Origin of the sequence: Paraburkholderia sp. J8-2, from assembly GCF_905220195.1 — a bacterium.
Lineage (GTDB): Bacteria > Pseudomonadota > Gammaproteobacteria > Burkholderiales > Burkholderiaceae > Paraburkholderia.
Genome location: NZ_CAJMZA010000001.1, coordinates 1,183,553 through 1,199,638, shown reverse-complemented (window position 1 = coordinate 1,199,638; position 16,086 = coordinate 1,183,553). Strand labels below are relative to the sequence as shown.

The 16,086-nt window shown below is 66.2% G+C and carries 20 protein-coding genes; 11 read left to right on the top strand and 9 right to left on the bottom strand.

Translation table 11 applies throughout. From position 1 onward, the window contains the following. Window positions 1–11: 11 nt before the first annotated feature. The gene (locus U5A52_RS05290; protein ID WP_321911362.1) at window positions 12–1,145 is read right to left on the bottom strand and encodes an acyl-CoA dehydrogenase; all 1,134 of its coding nucleotides are present in this window, start codon (window positions 1,143–1,145) and stop codon (window positions 12–14) included. Window positions 1,146–1,370: 225 nt separating this feature from the next. Here U5A52_RS05290 and U5A52_RS05285 point away from each other — a divergent pair, with 225 nt between their 5' ends. The 4 genes from U5A52_RS05285 (at window position 1,371) to U5A52_RS05270 (ending at window position 5,064) form a co-directional block, all read left to right on the top strand. Beyond that, a complete protein-coding gene (locus U5A52_RS05285; RefSeq protein ID WP_321934129.1) occupies window positions 1,371–2,369 on the top strand; it encodes an AraC family transcriptional regulator in 999 nt (332 codons plus the stop codon). A 73-nt stretch (window positions 2,370–2,442) separates the two neighbouring features. Next, on the top strand, window positions 2,443–2,712 hold the full coding sequence (locus tag U5A52_RS05280; protein WP_321911366.1) for a DUF4148 domain-containing protein: 270 nt from the start codon (window positions 2,443–2,445) through the stop codon (window positions 2,710–2,712). A 331-nt stretch (window positions 2,713–3,043) separates the two neighbouring features. Next, window positions 3,044–4,345, top strand: coding sequence for an NCS2 family permease (locus U5A52_RS05275; RefSeq protein ID WP_321911368.1), 1,302 nt, complete (start codon window positions 3,044–3,046; stop codon window positions 4,343–4,345). A gap of 185 nt (window positions 4,346–4,530) precedes the next feature. After that, window positions 4,531–5,064 (top strand): cytochrome b, encoded by a 534-nt coding sequence (locus U5A52_RS05270; RefSeq protein ID WP_321934128.1) that lies wholly within the window; start codon window positions 4,531–4,533, stop codon window positions 5,062–5,064. A gap of 159 nt (window positions 5,065–5,223) precedes the next feature. On the opposite strand, the gene U5A52_RS05265 is transcribed toward U5A52_RS05270, so the two are convergent. Together U5A52_RS05265 and U5A52_RS05260 are read right to left on the bottom strand one after the other, a co-directional pair. Continuing rightward, complete coding sequence (locus tag U5A52_RS05265; RefSeq protein WP_321911371.1) at window positions 5,224–5,514, bottom strand: DUF1488 domain-containing protein; 291 nt, start codon at window positions 5,512–5,514, stop codon at window positions 5,224–5,226. Between the two features lie 355 nt (window positions 5,515–5,869). After that, window positions 5,870–6,091, bottom strand: coding sequence for a DUF2964 family protein (locus tag U5A52_RS05260; RefSeq protein WP_158759257.1), 222 nt, complete (start codon window positions 6,089–6,091; stop codon window positions 5,870–5,872). 289 nt (window positions 6,092–6,380) lie between these two features. Here U5A52_RS05260 and U5A52_RS05255 point away from each other — a divergent pair, with 289 nt between their 5' ends. From U5A52_RS05255 to U5A52_RS05245, 3 genes are all read left to right on the top strand, one after another. Further along, window positions 6,381–8,348, top strand: a complete 1,968-nt coding sequence (locus U5A52_RS05255) for a sigma-54-dependent Fis family transcriptional regulator (RefSeq protein WP_321934127.1) — start codon at window positions 6,381–6,383, stop codon at window positions 8,346–8,348. An 88-nt stretch (window positions 8,349–8,436) separates the two neighbouring features. Then, complete coding sequence (locus U5A52_RS05250; protein ID WP_321911374.1) at window positions 8,437–9,567, top strand: VIT1/CCC1 transporter family protein; 1,131 nt, start codon at window positions 8,437–8,439, stop codon at window positions 9,565–9,567. Further along, window positions 9,564–9,890, top strand: coding sequence for a 2Fe-2S iron-sulfur cluster-binding protein (locus U5A52_RS05245; protein WP_321911375.1), 327 nt, complete (start codon window positions 9,564–9,566; stop codon window positions 9,888–9,890). Before U5A52_RS05250 ends, U5A52_RS05245 begins: the two co-directional genes overlap by 4 nt. An 84-nt stretch (window positions 9,891–9,974) precedes the next feature. Here the strand turns inward: U5A52_RS05245 and U5A52_RS05240 are convergent, their stop codons facing one another. Further along, window positions 9,975–10,262: a DUF4148 domain-containing protein gene (locus U5A52_RS05240; protein WP_321911377.1), complete on the bottom strand. Its 288-nt coding sequence runs from the start codon at window positions 10,260–10,262 to the stop codon at window positions 9,975–9,977. A 388-nt stretch (window positions 10,263–10,650) separates the two neighbouring features. Here U5A52_RS05240 and U5A52_RS05235 point away from each other — a divergent pair, with 388 nt between their 5' ends. Then, the gene (locus U5A52_RS05235; protein WP_321934126.1) at window positions 10,651–10,914 is read left to right on the top strand and encodes a DUF4148 domain-containing protein; all 264 of its coding nucleotides are present in this window, start codon (window positions 10,651–10,653) and stop codon (window positions 10,912–10,914) included. A 159-nt stretch (window positions 10,915–11,073) separates the two neighbouring features. On the opposite strand, the gene U5A52_RS05230 is transcribed toward U5A52_RS05235, so the two are convergent. The 4 genes from U5A52_RS05230 to U5A52_RS05215 all read right to left on the bottom strand — a co-directional run bounded on the left by U5A52_RS05230 (window position 11,074) and on the right by U5A52_RS05215 (window position 12,817). Then, entirely contained in the window at window positions 11,074–11,463 is a 390-nt protein-coding gene (locus U5A52_RS05230) for a hypothetical protein (RefSeq protein WP_321934125.1), read from the bottom strand. Between the two features lie 127 nt (window positions 11,464–11,590). Continuing rightward, window positions 11,591–11,785 carry a YqaE/Pmp3 family membrane protein gene (locus tag U5A52_RS05225; protein ID WP_028209664.1) on the bottom strand — a complete coding sequence of 65 codons (195 nt, stop codon included), beginning with the start codon at window positions 11,783–11,785 and terminating at the stop codon, window positions 11,591–11,593. Window positions 11,786–11,830: 45 nt separating this feature from the next. Further along, window positions 11,831–12,025, bottom strand: a complete 195-nt coding sequence (locus tag U5A52_RS05220) for a DUF1653 domain-containing protein (protein ID WP_321911383.1) — start codon at window positions 12,023–12,025, stop codon at window positions 11,831–11,833. Window positions 12,026–12,139: 114 nt separating this feature from the next. Further along, on the bottom strand, window positions 12,140–12,817 hold the full coding sequence (locus U5A52_RS05215; protein WP_321934124.1) for a TetR/AcrR family transcriptional regulator: 678 nt from the start codon (window positions 12,815–12,817) through the stop codon (window positions 12,140–12,142). A gap of 79 nt (window positions 12,818–12,896) precedes the next feature. Between U5A52_RS05215 and U5A52_RS05210 the strand changes: the two genes are divergently transcribed. Then, on the top strand, window positions 12,897–13,520 hold the full coding sequence (locus U5A52_RS05210; protein ID WP_321934123.1) for a glutathione binding-like protein: 624 nt from the start codon (window positions 12,897–12,899) through the stop codon (window positions 13,518–13,520). Between the two features lie 104 nt (window positions 13,521–13,624). After that, a complete protein-coding gene (locus tag U5A52_RS05205) occupies window positions 13,625–13,837 on the top strand; it encodes a hypothetical protein (protein WP_321911388.1) in 213 nt (70 codons plus the stop codon). A 16-nt stretch (window positions 13,838–13,853) separates the two neighbouring features. Here the strand turns inward: U5A52_RS05205 and U5A52_RS05200 are convergent, their stop codons facing one another. Further along, window positions 13,854–14,579, bottom strand: a complete 726-nt coding sequence (locus U5A52_RS05200) for a GntR family transcriptional regulator (RefSeq protein ID WP_321911389.1) — start codon at window positions 14,577–14,579, stop codon at window positions 13,854–13,856. Between the two features lie 205 nt (window positions 14,580–14,784). Between U5A52_RS05200 and U5A52_RS05195 the strand changes: the two genes are divergently transcribed. Continuing rightward, complete coding sequence (locus tag U5A52_RS05195) at window positions 14,785–16,083, top strand: cyanate transporter (RefSeq protein WP_321934183.1); 1,299 nt, start codon at window positions 14,785–14,787, stop codon at window positions 16,081–16,083. The last annotated feature ends 3 nt before the right edge of the window (window positions 16,084–16,086 follow it).

Genomic DNA, 16,086 nt, shown 5'->3' with positions numbered 1-16,086 from the left:
CTTACTACTTGTTAAAGCTGCCGTGCAATCACCATCCGTTGCACTTCGCTCGTGCCTTCGTAAATCTGCGTGATGCGTGCATCGCGATAGTGGCGCTCCACCGGATAGTCGTTCAGAAAGCCATAGCCGCCGTGGATCTGAATGGCGTGCGAACACACTTCCTCGGCCATTTCGGAGGCATAGAGCTTAGCCTGCGAAGCCTCCGAAAGACACGGCTTGCCAAGCGAACGCAGCCGTGCCGCGTGATGCACGAGATGCCGCGCGGCGTTGATGCGCGTATGCATGTCCGCGAGCATGTTCGCCACGCTCTGATGCTTGATGATCGGTTCGCCGAACTGCACGCGTTCGTGCGCATAGGTGCGCGCCGCGTCGAAGGCCGCGCGTGCGATGCCGAGCGCCTGCGCGGCAATGCCAATGCGTCCGCCTTCGAGATTCGCCAATGCGATCTTCAATCCTTCGCCGCGCTGGCCGAGCAGGTTCGCTTCGGGAATCGCACAGTCCACGAGCGAAATCGGGCAGGTGTCCGAAGCACGGATGCCCATCTTCTTCTCGTGCGGCCCGACGTTGAAGCCCGGCGTATCGGTCGGCACGATGAACGCGGAAATGCCGCGCTTGCCCGCGTCGGGATCGGTCACGGCGAACACGATGGCGATATTCGCGCGCGAGCCGTTGGTCACAAACTGCTTGTTGCCGTTGAGCACCCACTTGCCGTCGCGCAGTTCGGCGCGCGTGCGCAGGTTGTTCGCCTCGGAGCCCGCCTGCGGCTCGGTCAGACAGAACGCGCCAATCAGCTCGCCGCTTGCGAGCTTGCCGAGCCAGCGGTCCTTTTGCACGTCGGTGCCGAACTGCAGGATCGGCCCGCAGCCCACCGAGTTGTGCACGCTGACGAGCGTCGCGCACGAGGCGCAGCCCGCCGCGATCTCTTCCATGGCGAGCGCGTAGGCCACGTAGTCGGTGTACGAACCGCCCTGCTCCTGCGGCACGATCATGCCGAGAAAGCCCAGTTCGCCCAGTTGCTTGACGACCTCGTCGGGCAGCTTGCCGTCGCGGTCCCATTGCGCCGCGTTCGGCGCCAGCTGCTCGCTTGCGAAGTCGCGCGCGGCGTCGCGAATCATGCGCTGGTCGTCGGTGTAGAACTCGTCCATGTGTGTCTCCTTCCTTTGTCTCTTGCGCTTGCCTTCCACTGTGGCGCGATGCGGCCCCGGCTGCAAGGTTTGCGAAAAGTGTAGGCACGCAGGCGACCGTATTCGATGCCCGCCACGCTCAAAGTCGCTGATCGGATTTACCATATTGGCTGCGACAACCCATCAGCAGGCGGCTCCTTGCAACCGACGCGAATCCATACACTGAGCGAAAAAGGCACAATCTCGATGAGCCTCGTGAACGAGACGCTCGCGCTGGCGCGCGCGGGCGGACTCGAAATCGCGCCGCTCACGGAGGCAGCCGGCATCGCGCCGGCTGTGCTGCGCGCACCCGAGGCACGCGTGAGCGCGGCGCAATACGGCCAGCTGTGGTCGGGCATCGCGCGCGCGCTCGACGACGAATTCTTCGGCCAGGACTCGCACGCGATGAAAAGCGGCAGCTTCATCGCCATGACGCACTCGGCGCTTGGCGCCAGCACCGGCCGCCAGGCGCTGCAGCGCGCCGTGCACTTCATGCGGCTCGTGCTCGACGACCTGGCAGGCGAGATCGACATCGACGCCACGCGCGTGCGCGTCACGCTCTCGCATCGCGCGGGCAAACCCGCGCCCACCCTCTTCGCGTATGCCACCTGGTTCATCCTTGTCTACGGACTTGTGTGCTGGCTCGTCGGGCGGCGCATTCCGCTGCTCGCGGCGCGCTTTCGCTGCCCGCAGCCGCACGCCGCGCACGAATACCAGCTCATGCTCTGCGACGATATGACGTTCGACCAGCCGGCCACCTGGTTTGAATTCGCACCCGGCTTTCTCGAGCTGCCCGTGATCCAGACCGCCAGCTCGGCGCGCGCGTTTCTGCGCAACGCACCGGGCAACTTCGTCGTGAAGTACCGCAATCCGGGCTCGTTCGCGGCGCGCGTGCGGCGTGCGCTGCGCGCACTGCCTGTCGCCGCGTGGCCCGATGCCGATGCCATCGCGCAACGCCTGAACGTGGCGCCCGCCACGCTGCGCCGGCGCTTGAGCCAGGAGGGCCACAGCTGCCAGTCGATCAAGGACGAGTTGCGCCGCGACCTTGCGATCGCGGCGCTTCAGGAGCCGGGCCGCTCGGTCGCCGACGTCGCGGCGGCGGTCGGGTTTGCAGAGCCGAGCGCGTTTCACCGGGCGTTCCGCAAATGGACCGGACAGCGCCCGACCGACTTCCGCGCGGCCCGCTCCCGCGGCAGCAAGCGATAGCCTCGATCCACCTTTCGGTTATCAAGATAGCGCCTATAATTTCAGGGATATCCCTAATACGAAAGGCCTTGCCATGAACTCCCTTCCGCGTGTAGCGCTCGGCATCGTTGCCGCAGCGTGCTGCTTCGCGTCGGCTGCGGCGGTGGCCCAACCGTACGATCCCTCCCAACCGCTCACTCGCGCCCAGGTCCGTGCGGATCTGGTTGAATGGCGGCAGGCGGGCTACGACCCGCTCGATTGGATCGACTATCCGGAAAACGCTCAACGTGCGGGCGCGATCGTCGCGCAGCGACGCGCGGCGCGTGGCGGATATGGCGCTCCCGCCGGTCAAATGACGCAGTAATCGCTTGATGGCAGTACGGCCGCAGTGAACCGGCACCGGGACACGCAACGCCCGGCGCCCGCGAGCCGTTGCGCCGATTTCCTGCCACCACGGGCGCATTCGCCGCCCTCGCCCCCGCTTGCTGACGCAACGCGCGCGCTGTTGTACGTGTTCCACGCTCACAACGGCTTTTCTGCGCTCGACAGACAATTGTTTACAATCGCGCCCGTAGCCACGCACCAAGGCAGGCGCGTGCATGGGCATGCCGACGACCTGCCGGCGCCCGCTACACGCAAGACACCACACCAACAAGCAGCGAACAACCCGCTCGACTCTCAAGGGCCCGATCTTCATGGACGCCATCAAACGCTATTTCGGTTTCGAAGAAGCAGGCACCAACCTGCGCACCGAACTGCTCGCCGGTTTCACCACTTTCCTCACGATGGCTTACATCATCTTCGTGAACCCGGCCATCCTCGGCGACGCCGGCATGCCGAAGGAAAGCGTATTCGTCGCCACCTGTCTCGTCGCGGCGCTCGCTTCGCTCGTCATGGGCCTCTACGCGAACTACCCCATCGCGCTCGCGCCCGGCATGGGCCTGAACGCGTATTTCGCCTATACGGTCGTGAAGGGCATGGGCTTCACCTGGCAAGCCGCGCTCGGCGCGGTGTTCATCTCCGGGTGCCTGTTCTTCATCGTCACGCTGCTGCGCGTGCGCGAAGCCATCGTCAATGGCATTCCGCATTCGATTCGCGTGTCGATCACCGCGGGTATCGGCCTCTTCCTCGCGATCATCTCGCTCAAGACTTCGGGCGTGGTGGTCGGCAGCCCGGCCACGCTCGTCGAACTCGGCAACCTGCACGATCCGCATACGATCCTCGCGATCATCGGCTTCTTTGCGATCGTCACACTCGACGTGCTGAAGGTGCGCGGCGCGATCCTGATCGGCATCGTGGGCGTCACGGTCTTGTCGTTCTTCTTCGGCGGCAACCAGTTCCACGGCATCTTCTCCCCGCCGCCTTCGATCGCGCCGACATTCGCGCAACTCGACATCAAGACCGCGCTTTCCACGGGCATCCTCAACGTCGTGCTCGTGTTCTTCCTCGTCGAACTGTTCGATGCGACCGGCACGCTGATGGGCGTCGCCAATCGCGCGGGCCTGCTCGTGCACGGCAAGATGCACCGCCTGAACCGCGCGCTGCTCGCCGATAGCACCGCGATTCTCGCGGGCTCGGTGCTCGGCACCTCGTCGACCACGGCGTATATCGAAAGCGCCTCGGGCGTGCAGGCGGGCGGCCGCACCGGCATGACCGCGCTGACGGTTGCCGTGCTGTTCCTCGCGTGCCTGTTCGTTGCGCCGCTCGCGGGCGTCGTGCCGGGCTACGCCACGGCGCCGGCGCTGCTGTACGTCTCGTGCCTGATGCTGCGCGAACTCGCCGATCTGCCCTGGGACGACGCGACCGAAGTCGTGCCCGCCGCCCTCACGGCGCTCGCCATGCCGTTCACCTACTCGATCGCCAATGGCGTGGCGTTCGGCTTCATCTCGTATGCGGGCCTGAAGCTCCTCACGGGCCGCGTGCGCGACGTGAAGCTGATCGTGTGGATCATCGCCGCCGTGTTCCTGTTCCGGTACTTCTATCTCGGCAACGCGTAAAACACAAAAGGGTGGCTGAGTGCCACCCTTTTTGCTTGTTCGGTCCGTTCGCCGGCAACTCGCCACTTTTTCGCCGCCGCCACCCCGCAGCATCAAACTTCCCGGCCGCGTAGCTGCCCCCGCGCGGGGCGTCCTCCTTATCATAGGGAACCATCGCCAGATTCCCCGCATAAAGGAGCCGCCACGTGGCAACGTACCCCGCCGCAACCGAACGCTATACGAAGCCCGCCATCTTCTTTCACTGGGCCATCTTCGTACTCGTCGCGCTCGCCTATCTCGCGATTGAGGTGCGCGGCCCCAAGGGCACGGACAGCCGCGCGTTCTGGAGCAACGTGCACTTCTGGGCGGGCACGCTCGTGCTCGCGCTCGCGGTGCTGCGCCTTGCGTGGCGTTTGTGGCGCGGCGCGCCCGCGGACATCGACTCGAACGCTTTGCTGTCGTTTCTCTCGCGCCTCGTGCATCTCGCGCTCTACCTGTTCATCTTCGTGCAGCCGCTCCTCGGCATTCTGATGATCAACACAGGCGGCCATCCGGTTACGCTCGCGGGACTCGATCTGCAGATCACACTCGTTGGCCCCGATCCGGCCGCACGCCAGTTCCTCAAGGACGCGCACGTGCTGATCGGCAATCTGTTCTACTGGGTGATCGGCCTGCACGCGCTCGCGGCCATCGCGCATCACGTCGTGTTCCGCGACAACACCCTGCGCCGCATGATCTAGTGGCGCACGCTAAACGAAGCCGCGCCCCGAGGGGCGCGGCAATCAATTCAGTTGAACGGAAGGCGCCCGCTTCTTGCGGGCGCTTTTGCGTCGCGCTTTTGCGTCGCGCTTTTGCGTCGCGCTTTTGCGTCGCGCTTTTGCGTCGCGCTTTTGCGTCGACTACGCGGTACCGTGCGCCTGCACGAAACGCACGTAGCCGCTGCGCAGCACAAGACACTGCGCACGTGTTTCGGAGAGCAATCGGCGCGCGCAAGCCTCGATGCGGTCGCGATGATGGTCGAACGCGCTGAGCATGTCTTCGGCACGCGGCGAGGCCGCTCCGAAGTGGTCTTCCAGCGCCGCCGCCGTGATCAGACACTCCACCCGCTCGCCATCGATCATCGCCGGAAACGCCAAAGTCAGGTCTGGGCCCGAGTATTCGGGCACCTCATTCGGAAACATGATCTGCATGGGAGTCGCCTTTGGTGGAGGGTGAAAAGGCCGCGCTCAACCTTCCCGGGCTGCCCCACGACATTGTCTGGGCACACCCCGATCCGGCATGCGCGGATCAACACCAACCCCCGCGAACCACGCGTTCGCGCAGGTTGATTGGATTCACTTTAGACGACTTCCCGCCGCCCGCAAGGTCGACGTTGTCACACGCCTGAAATAGCCAGCGTGGCCCTTGTTTGCACCTTGCTTTGCTCCCTGTTTTGCAAATGCAGCATTCGCAGCTGCCGTTGCGCGCACAAACATCCTCCTCCCGGCCCTGCGCCAACGCGCTGCGCCGGTTGCCGCATCGCACCATGCACGCCGCTCGGGCGCGTCAAGATTCGCGATGCCGGTGCTGATCGAGATGTTCGAGGTCTTTTGGGTGCAAGGTGAGCATCACCACGAACGCGACGATCCCAAGGGCCACGGTCAGCATTCCGGACAGCACGACGTTGTTCTCGTCGAAGATCAATCCATCGATCGCATACCCGAGGCCAAAGAGCGCAACGAACGTGGCAAGCACCGCCACCACGATCCTCAATTCGCCGTGCACCATGACGAACTCCGCTACGAAGCAGGCGGCGCGGTTGCCAACCGCAGTGGCCGGAAACGCCCGCCGCTGGGGACGCGACGCGAATGCGCCCTCACCTTCATCATGGCACTCACGCGAGGAAACTCAAGGCGCAGTTGCTTTGGCGCGCCGCCGCTTCTACCCGGCTGCAACCCGGATTGGCAGCCGCCGCAGATCCTGTACCATGAACTGCCCCAGAGGCGCCGCACGCGCAGCTGACGTGCATGTGTCATGCTGCGACGCAGCGTAGCGCCCAAAACGACTGGAGACACGAGTGACCCGACGCCCCGTCACGCCGCACGACGCGGCCCGCGCGGACGCCATCGCGCAGGCTCACGCGCGCTCGCGCGCACTCGGACTGCGCGCCACCGAAGCGCCCGAATTCGACGCACTAGCCGCCGCGGACCTGCGCGAGCTGATCGACACGAACCGCACGCTCTATCACCAGGCGCGTCCCGTGATGGACGCCTTGCACGCGCAGATCGTCGATACGCAGAGCATGGTGCTGCTCACCGACCGCAACGGTGTGATCCTCCACAGCTTTGCCGACAGCGACTTCGTCGAGAAAGCGCAGCGCGTGGCGCTGCGCCCCGGCGTGTCGTGGGCCGAGCAGCATCGCGGCACGAATGCGATCGGCACGGCGCTCGTCGAAGGCCAGCCGACCACGGTGCATGCGGGCGAGCACTTTCTGCGCGCCAATCACATCCTCACCTGCTCGTGCGCGCCAATTGCAGATCCATACGGGCGCACGCTCGGCGCGCTCGACGTGAGCGGCGAGTCGCGCGGCTTTCACAAGCACACGCTCGCACTCGTGCGCATGTCGGCGCAGATGATCGAGAACCATCTGTTCAACACCGAATTCGCCGATGCCATCCGGCTCCAGTTTCATGCGCGCGCGGAGTTCATTGGTACGCTGTACGAAGGATTGGCCGCCTTCTCAGCCGACGGCACGCTGCTGTGCGCCAACCGCAGCGCTCTGTTCCAGTTCGGCGCGCCGCTCGCCGAACTGCAGCAGCGCGAGTTCGCGGCGCTCTTCGGCCAGCCATTTGCGGCGTTCATGCAGCAGGTCATGCGCGCAAGCGGCGACCCGCTCACACTCGCGCTGCCAAGCGGCGTGCGCGTGATCGCGCGCGCCACGCCCGGCGCCGCCATGTCGGGCGTCGCGACGCTTGCGCGAAGCGCCGTGCCTGAAGTGTCCCGCGCGCCATTCGCACCTGCGCCCGCCCAGGCGAAAGCGCCCAACGCCGACACGACACCGCAGCCCACGCTCGCCGAACTCGATACGGGCGACGAGCGGCTCGCCGCAGCGCTGCAGCGCGTGGCGCGCGTGCGCGGACGCGACATCGCCGTGCTCGTGCTCGGGCGCACCGGCACCGGCAAGGAATGGCTCGCGCGGGCGCTGCATCGCGATTCGCCGCGCCGCGACGGGCCGTTTGTCGCGCTCAACTGCGCGGCGCTGCCCGACACGCTGATCGAAGCGGAACTGTTCGGCTACGAGGACGGCGCGTTCACGGGCGCGAAGCGCCGCGGCAGCGCCGGCAAGATCGCGCAGGCGCATGGCGGCACGCTCTTTCTCGACGAGATCGGCGACATGCCGCTCGCGCAACAGGTACGGCTCATGCGCGTGTTGCAGGAGCGCGCCGTCGTGCCGCTCGGCGGTACGCGTGCGGTGCCGGTGGATTTGCGCATCGTCTGCGCGACGCACCGCGATCTGCGCGCGATGATCGCCGAAGGGACATTCCGCGAGGATCTCTACTACCGCATCAACGGCCTCGTCGTCACGCTGCCGTCGCTGGCCGAGCGCACCGACCTCGACGCGCTCGTCGCCCGCATGCTCGAGATCGTGCGACGCGAGGTGCCGGGCGCGCCCATGCACCTCACGCCGGCTGTGCGGGCATGCTTTGCGCGCTGCCGCTGGCCGGGCAATCTGCGTCAGCTCGCCAGCACGCTGCGCACGGCGGCGATCATGGCCGAAGGCGAAGACGCCATCGACATGGAGCATCTGCCCGAAGACCTCATGCACGATTGCGACCCCGCGAGCGAATGCGCGCAGCCGTCCGGCGATGCCACGGCCGATTGCGAGGCGAGCGACACAGACCGCGAACCCGCGCGCCTGTCCGTCTGGCAGTCGAGGCTCATCGAAGAGACCCTCGCGCGCCATAGCGGCAATGTTTCGGCGGCGGCTCGCGAACTTGGGCTCGCGCGCAACACGGTCTATCGGCATTTGCGACAGCGCCGCTGAGCACACAGGTCAAACCGGCTGGAAGCGCTGCTTCTGGCCGCAGCGGCGCCAGGGTAAGCTTGGTGGATCGCAATACGCATCGCGCCCCATGGCCTCCGCTCAGGAAATCAACCGCTTCCGGCGCAATCTCGCCGACGAACTTGACAGCGCGGCCGTCTACGACACGCTTTCCGCGGTAGAGAAGGACGAAGAGCGCCGCCGCATCTTCGCCGAACTCGCTGCCTCCGAGCGCGAGCACGCGAGCGTCTGGCGCGACAAGCTCGCGGCTAACGGCGTCACACCCCGGCCGCACCGGCGCAGCGCAAAAACTCGCCTGCTGCAAGCGCTCACGCGCACCTTTGGTCCTTCGCTCGTGCTACCCACGGTCGCCGCCGCCGAATACGCCGACCGCGACCGCTACGCGCACGAACCCGGCGCCGAAACGCTTTCCGCGCAGGAACAGCAGCACGCCGCCATCGTGCAGGCGATCGTCGCAAAAAAGCGCGAACCGGAACACGGCCATGGCGAGACGATCGGCGCGGCCGAGTCGTGGCACAAGAGCGCGACGTCGGGCAACGACCTGCGTGCAGCGGTCCTCGGTGCGAACGACGGGCTCGTCTCGAACTTCTGCCTGATCATGGGTGTGGCGGGCGCGGGCAGCGCCAATCGCACGATCTTGCTCACGGGGCTCGCGGGCCTCGTGGCCGGCGCCTGCTCCATGGCGCTCGGCGAATGGCTCTCGGTGACCAACGCGCGCGAGCTGGCGCGCACGCAACTCGCGAAGGAAGCCGACGAGCTCGAACATACGCCCGACGCCGAGCGCCACGAGCTTGCGCTCATCTATGAGGCGAAGGGTGTCGAACCCGAAGAAGCACGCCGCGTGGCCGCCCAGATCATGCGCAACAAGGACGAGGCGCTCAATACGCTCGCGCGCGAGGAACTGGGCATCGACCCGAAGGAACTGGGCGGCAATCCGTGGTCGGCCGCCGCTGTATCGTTTTGCCTCTTTTCGCTCGGCGCGGCGTTTCCGACGGCCCCGTTCCTGTGGGCGCACGGCGTCACGGCCATCGCGCAGTCGGTCGCGCTGAGCGCGTGCGGGCTTGCCCTTGTCGGCGTGTTCACGTCGCTCTTCAACGGGCGCAGCGCAACGTTCTCGGCGCTGCGGCAGATCGTGATCGGGCTCGCCGCGGCGGCGTTCACCGCAGGCGCGGGGCGGCTGCTGGGGGTATCGATTTCATGAACGACACGAGCCACGAAGGCTTGCAGGACGGGCCGCCACGCGTGCCCGTCGTTCGCGTGGAGCCGCTCGGGCGCAGCTTCGAAGCGCCACCCGAACTGAGTTTGCTCGAAGCGGCGGCGTTCGAAGGCATCCGCCTGCCGCGCATGTGCCGCAACGGCACCTGCCGCGCCTGCCTGTGCCGCGTGGTGAGCGGCGAAGTGAGCTTCACGATCGAGTGGCCCGGATTGAGCCGCGAAGAAAAAGCCGAGGGCTATGTGCTGACCTGCGTGGCCGTCGCGCGCACGGATCTCGTGCTCGACGTGCCGGAGGCAGAAGAGATGTAGCGGCAGTGAACGGGGAGCGCAAATGCGAAGCGGCCCGCGAAGCAAACTCGCGGGCCGTTTTTTATCTGCTGACTGCCGACGGACTTACTGACCGCCGAAGTACACCGATTGCGGACCCGTGCGCGCCGCTTCCGACACATAGCGGGCACCCGCTGCCGACGACGTGCTCACGCCGCCGAACGAGCCATCGGTCTGTGCGACCGGCGCGGTTGCCTGGGCGGCCACTGCGCCCTGGTTGCGGCTCGTTTGCTGGAATTCGACGAGTTGCTCGCGCACTTGCTCCCGGGTCAGACCTTGATCGGCCTGGGCGAAAGCGGCCAGCGGAGCAGCGAGAGCTACGGTAAGCGCAACAGCCTTGAGAAGCGACTTCATGATCACAACCTCCGAAATTTTTTAACGTCGATGCGCAATGACGGTGCACATCGTGTCGTGCTCGGCCGGCTCGCTGCAATCGCCGCAACGGCTGGCTGTGAGTGGATTCTAGGCAAGCGGCCCCGCCGGATACAGACTGTTTCAGGCGAATTGGAATTACAGATTTCGCAATAATCGGTAAGGTTTTAGGGCCAGCTAGTCTGCGGCCTGCTCGGCCGATTGCACGCGCGTGGCGCAATACTTCTGAAGATTTCGAACCCGATTGTTGTCGCGAGGAGAACACTGAATTCGTCTTCTAAGTATTTACCCTGACCCTCAGCCCGCATACATTGTCGACATGGGCCGCGCCGATGCGATGGCTCCTCACAAAAGATATCGGAGGTCAGTCATGAAGTCGTTTCTTAAGGCAGCCGTGCTTGCCGCCATCGTCGCCGTGCCCGCTGCCGCATTCGCGCAGGCACAACCCGAGCAACAACCCGTGACCCGCGCCGAAGTTCGCGCCGATCTCGCGCAACTGCGCGCCGCCGGCTACGATCCGAGCGACTGGATGCATTACCCGGAAAACATTCAGGCTGCCGAAGCCAAGGTCGCGGCACAGCGCGCGACGGCGTACGGCCCTTCGACGAGCGGTACGTCGCAGTCGAGCCAGTAAGTTTCGCGGCAACCCCGGCTGTGACGCCGGGTTCCCGTGCAAAGCATCAGGCCCGCCCTCGTGAGAGTGGCGGGCCTGATGCGTTTTGAAAGCGGTTTCCTGCTCGGGGCGGATCATGGCGGCGCCCTGGAATCCGCCTGTGCGAGCGGCAAGCCTGCGTCACCGGCCGCCGCCCGGACCGCCGCCGCCGTGACCGCCACCGCCGCCGCCGTGGCCTCCGCCGCCATGGCCTCCGCCGGGGCCGCCTCCATGACCACCACCGGGCGGCGGGCCCCAGGGTGCACCGTGTCCGCCGCCGTGACCACCAGGACCACCCTGACCACCACCGTGCCAGCCACCGCCGCCGCCGTGATAATCGCGACCGCCGCCACCGCCCCAGACGCCGATATTGACGCTGCCATATGCCGGCGCATAGCCCGGCGCGTAGCCGCTGTAATACCCGGTGGAGTACGGCTGGCCATAGCCGCCGTAGCCGTAGTCGTAGCCGGGGGCAACCGCACACCCGGCAAGGAGCGCAATGGCCCCTGCTGTGAGAACGAACTTGAACATTGCTGATCCTCCTTTCTATTTGTAAGAAAGAAAAACCAGCATTAAGTTCTTATTGAATTGTGAGCATGGATTACCGTTGTAACCGGCAACGCGCCGCTGCGCGGCGCATAGGCGCTGAGTGCGAAATTTAGCCGCGGCGGCCGAGTGCGTCCTCTATTTTCCGGTCTGTCTTGTACTGGCTGAGCGAGTACACGGCCCAGATCGCAGCGGGAATCCAGCCGATCAACGTGATCTGCAGGATCAGGCAGACGATGCCCGCAATCGGACGCCCAATGGTGAAGAACAGGAGCCAGGGCAGGATCAGCGCAATCAGTAAACGCATTCGGCAAAACCTCTTAAGCGTGGAAAAAGACGAGTCTGGAAAGAATCAGTTGACGGGCGCAAAGCGCGGTACAAGCCCGCCTTCGTGCTCGACGAGTTCGAAGAACACCGTTGCGGGTCGCGTCCAGATCGTACCGTTCGCCGCGCGATACACGACCATCGTGACGGAAGGATCCGATTCGAGCGTCGCCTCGCATACCAGTTCGTAAATGCCACCCTTGTAGTGCCTGTAGCGCACCATCGTCTTCCCCTCTTAGAGTGCGCAAGCCGTCCCTGCGCGACCGTGCCAGTGTAACAAGGGAAAGCGGCGTACGGACCCGTGCCGCAGGCGCCGTCAAACGGCGCTCAGCGTGTATCACTTCGTGCGCCGCCGCGCCGCGCGCGCAGCGGTCGCATCGATCGCAGCGGGCGCTTCGCCGCAGATCAGCGCAACGCCCGCCACTGCCATGGCGCGCAGCGAGGCCCGCGAATCGCCGGCCCGCGCGCGCAGCGCCATGCTGTGCAATACCGCCGACGCGAGACGCGCAAGCATCGGCGCGCTGGCACTGGGCTGTAGCTCGCCTTGCGCGAGCGCTGCGCGCAGGCGCCGCTCGAAGGCCTTGTCGAATGTGCGCAAGCCCGCGGCAAGACGCTCGCGTACCGCGTCGTCGTTGACGGCTTCCACCGCCGCCGTGCCGATCAGCAGGCAGCCGCGCGCCGCGTCGTGCGCCGGCAAATACCAGCCGAGCGCGCCGTCGAATACGCGCATCAGCGCCTCGCGCAGCGGCAACGCGCTGTCGAGCGCGGACTCCATCGCCACGCGCCCCGCCTCCACGTAGCGCTCCATGGTTTGCAGATAGAGCGCGTGCTTGTCGCCGAACGCGCCATACAGGCTCGGCCGGTTCATGCCCGTCGCCTCGCTCAGGTCGTCGAGCGATGTGCCTGTGTAGCCATTGCGCCAGAACGTATCACGCACGCGGGCAAGCGCCTCCTCCGGATCGTAGGCGCGCGGGCGTCCACGCGGGCGGCTATCCTTTTTTGTACTGGATTGCATAGAAATATTGGATCGTCGATTTTTGTTCACTATAGTACAAAACTCACAGAACCCGAAAAAACCGCAAGGGAGGATGACGATGGATCTGTATTTCGCCCCGCTGGCGTGCTCGCTCGCCACGCGCATCGCGCTCTACGAGGCAGGCGCACAAGCACGCTACGTTCAGGTCGATACGCTCACGAAGCAGCTCGCCGAAGGCGGTGACTTCTTCGCCGTCAACCCACTCGGACAGGTGCCGGTGCTGCGCGAGGACGACGGCTGGACACTCACCGAAAACTCGGCAGTGCTGCCGTGGGTGGCCGACCGCTTTCCCGAGGCGCGGCTCGCCCCGCCAGCGGGCACACGCGAGCGCGCGCATCTGCATCACTGGCTGGGCTTTATCGGTACCGAGTTGCATAAGGCCGTGTTCGTGCCGCTGCTCGCCAAGGACGTGGACGAAGCCGTCAAGGACTATGCGCGCGGCAAGATCGCGCGCCGCTTCGACCTGCTCGCGCATCACCTCGAATCGCGCACGTTCCTGCTCGACGCCTTCAGCGTGGCGGACGCCTATCTCGTGACCGTGCTGAACTGGGCGCCGTACGTGGGCATCGATGTGTCGCAATGGCCGGCCATTGCGACCTATGCGCAACGCGTGCGCGAGCGGCCCGCCGTTGCGCGGGCTTTCGCGGAGGAGTATGAGATCTTCAAGCGCACGCGGCACTGAGGCGCGCTTGCCGGGCCTTTTTTGCCGCCCGGCAAGCGCTTTTTTTGGCGTGCATTTTTGTCGTGAGATAACGTTGCGGTTGCCACATTCGCCGGAGCCGCACAATGGCCACGCTCGAAGCGTTGCGCATCGTCCTCGACGACCCGCATACGCCCGAAATCATCCGCAATCACGTCATCGATTCATTGCAGTACGCGCTGCGCAATCACGGCCAGGTGTTCGCCGCGAAAGAGGTCGAATGGCTCGCCACATGGGACGACGCGCGCATTCCGCTCGCGGCTTCGAAGGAACTGCGCCGGCGCGTAGGCGGAGGCTGACGCTTACCCTGAAGGCTCAACCGTTTGCGAGATCGGCGAATACCGCCTTGAGATCGCGCCCGGCGCGCACGCGCGCCTGCTGCACCACCCGCTCTTCCAGCTCGGCCAGATGCGCGCGCATCGTGGCGAGCGCCGCTGCCAGGTCTCCCGCTTCGAGCGCTTCGATGATCTGTGCGTGCTCGTCGGGCGCACACATCGACGCCTTCGACGGATCGAACAACGCCTTGTAGAGTTCCGTTTTCGCGACCAGTTGCGCCAGCGCATCCACGAGCGCGGCGCCGCCCGCCTGCTCGGTCAGCAGCAGATGAAACCGCCCCGCGAGGCGCACCGCGTCGTCCACGCGTGCCTCGCGCAACGCCTTTTTCTCACTGCGCACATGGGCCGCGAGCTTGCGCCGCATCGCGGCGTCGAGCTTGCCGCACAAACTCACCATCACGCCCGCTTCGGCCACCTGGCGCGCGCGGTACACGGCGCGGATGTCGTCCTCCGAAGGCGACGGAACGAATGCGCCGCGATTGGGTTCGAGTACGAGCTTGCCCTCGTAGCCAAGGCGCGCCAACACCTTGCGCAGCGCGCCGCGCGTGCAGCCGAACGCCGCCGCGAGTTCGCGCTCCACCAGTTGCTGGCCCGGCGCGAGCTTGCCCTCCAGCAGCGCAGAAGAAATCGACGCGTAGACATGCGCTTCGACGTCGGACGGTTCGTCGGTGTCGCGGGGCGAAGCGAGGCGGGAGGATTGGGCCATGAAAAACGCGCGCTATGTAGGTCAGGCAGCTGGGTCAGGTCGCATTGTAGCGAGCGGAATGACGCGGCGATACAGACCCGCTCCCATACTCGATCCCGCATGCCGGAGATAGCCGGCATCGGCCGATTGTTGACAATTTTTTTGTATAATGGTCAACCATACGGTAGTAAAAAGGTTGACCGCATTGAACCCTCAAAACCGCTCCATTCGCCCCCAGACGCCGTCCGGCGAGTCGGCCAGCGTGCTTGCGTGGTATGCCGCGATCGTCGCCATCGGCCTGAATCTGCGGCCGCTGCTCACCTCGATCAGCCCGCTCATGACAACCATTCGCCACGACACCGGCCTGAGCTTCTACGGCGCTTCGCTACTCACGAGCCTGCCCGTCGTCGCGATGGGGCTCGGTGCGTTCGGCGCCAGCCTGCTCGCGCGCCGGCTTGGCGAGACGCGCGGCGTCGCACTCGGGCTCGTGGCGATCGCCGCGGCATGCGCGGCCCGCGCGTTCGCCGCCAGCGGCGGCGCGCTCATGCTCACGGCGGCGGCAGCCGGTGCGGGCGTTGCGGCCATCCAGGCGCTGCTGCCCGCCGTCATGAAGCAACGCTTCGCCGCGCGGGTGCCGCTCGCAATGGGCCTGTTCTCGGCGTCGATCATGGGCGGCGGCGGGCTCGGCGCGAGCCTGAGCCCGCTCGTCGCGCGCATCAGCGGCTCGTGGCATGCGGGGCTCGCCGTGTGGTCTCTGCCCGCGCTGACCGCGCTCGCGACCTGGTGGACGCTGAACAGCGGGAGCGGCGGCGACCGCCGCGCACAGCAGGCCGCCGCTGCGCCCTCGCCGGAGCATGTCAAAGCGGCAATGGTGCCGGTCTGGCGCAAGCGCCGGGCGTGGACGCTCGGACTGCATTTCGGGCTCGTCAACGGCGGCTACACGAGTCTCGTCGCGTGGCTGCCCGCCTACTATCAGCAGCACGGCGCGAGCGTGGAAGCGAGCGGTTCGCTGCTCGCCGCGATGACCGTGTTCCAGGCCGCCAGCGCGCTGCTCCTGCCGCTTGCCGCAGCAGCGTTCACGGACCGGCGACCGTGGCTCGTTCTGGGGCTGTGCGCCCAACTGTTCGGCGTGATCGGCCTCGCCGCGTGGCCCGAGGCCGCGCCGCTGTTGTGGGTCGCGGCGGCCGGCGCGGGGCTCGGCGGCGTGTTCTCGGTCACGCTCGTCACCGCCCTCGACCATTCGGCCGACCATCGCGTGGCCGCGCGACTCGTTGCCTTCGTTCAGGGTCTGGGCTTCGTGATCGCCGCGCTCGCCCCCATCGTGGCCGGGCGCGTGCGCGACCTCACGGGCGGCTTTACGGGCGCGTGGATCATGCTCGCTGTATCGATCAGCGCAATGATCGTGCTCACGCTCGCGTTCTCGCCGCGCAGCTACGGGCGCTGGCTCGGCGCTCACGGCCCGGCCGCGCCTGCATCGACGGCGGACGGCGCAGTTGCCCAAAACCGGGCCGCACTCGACGCCTGAGCC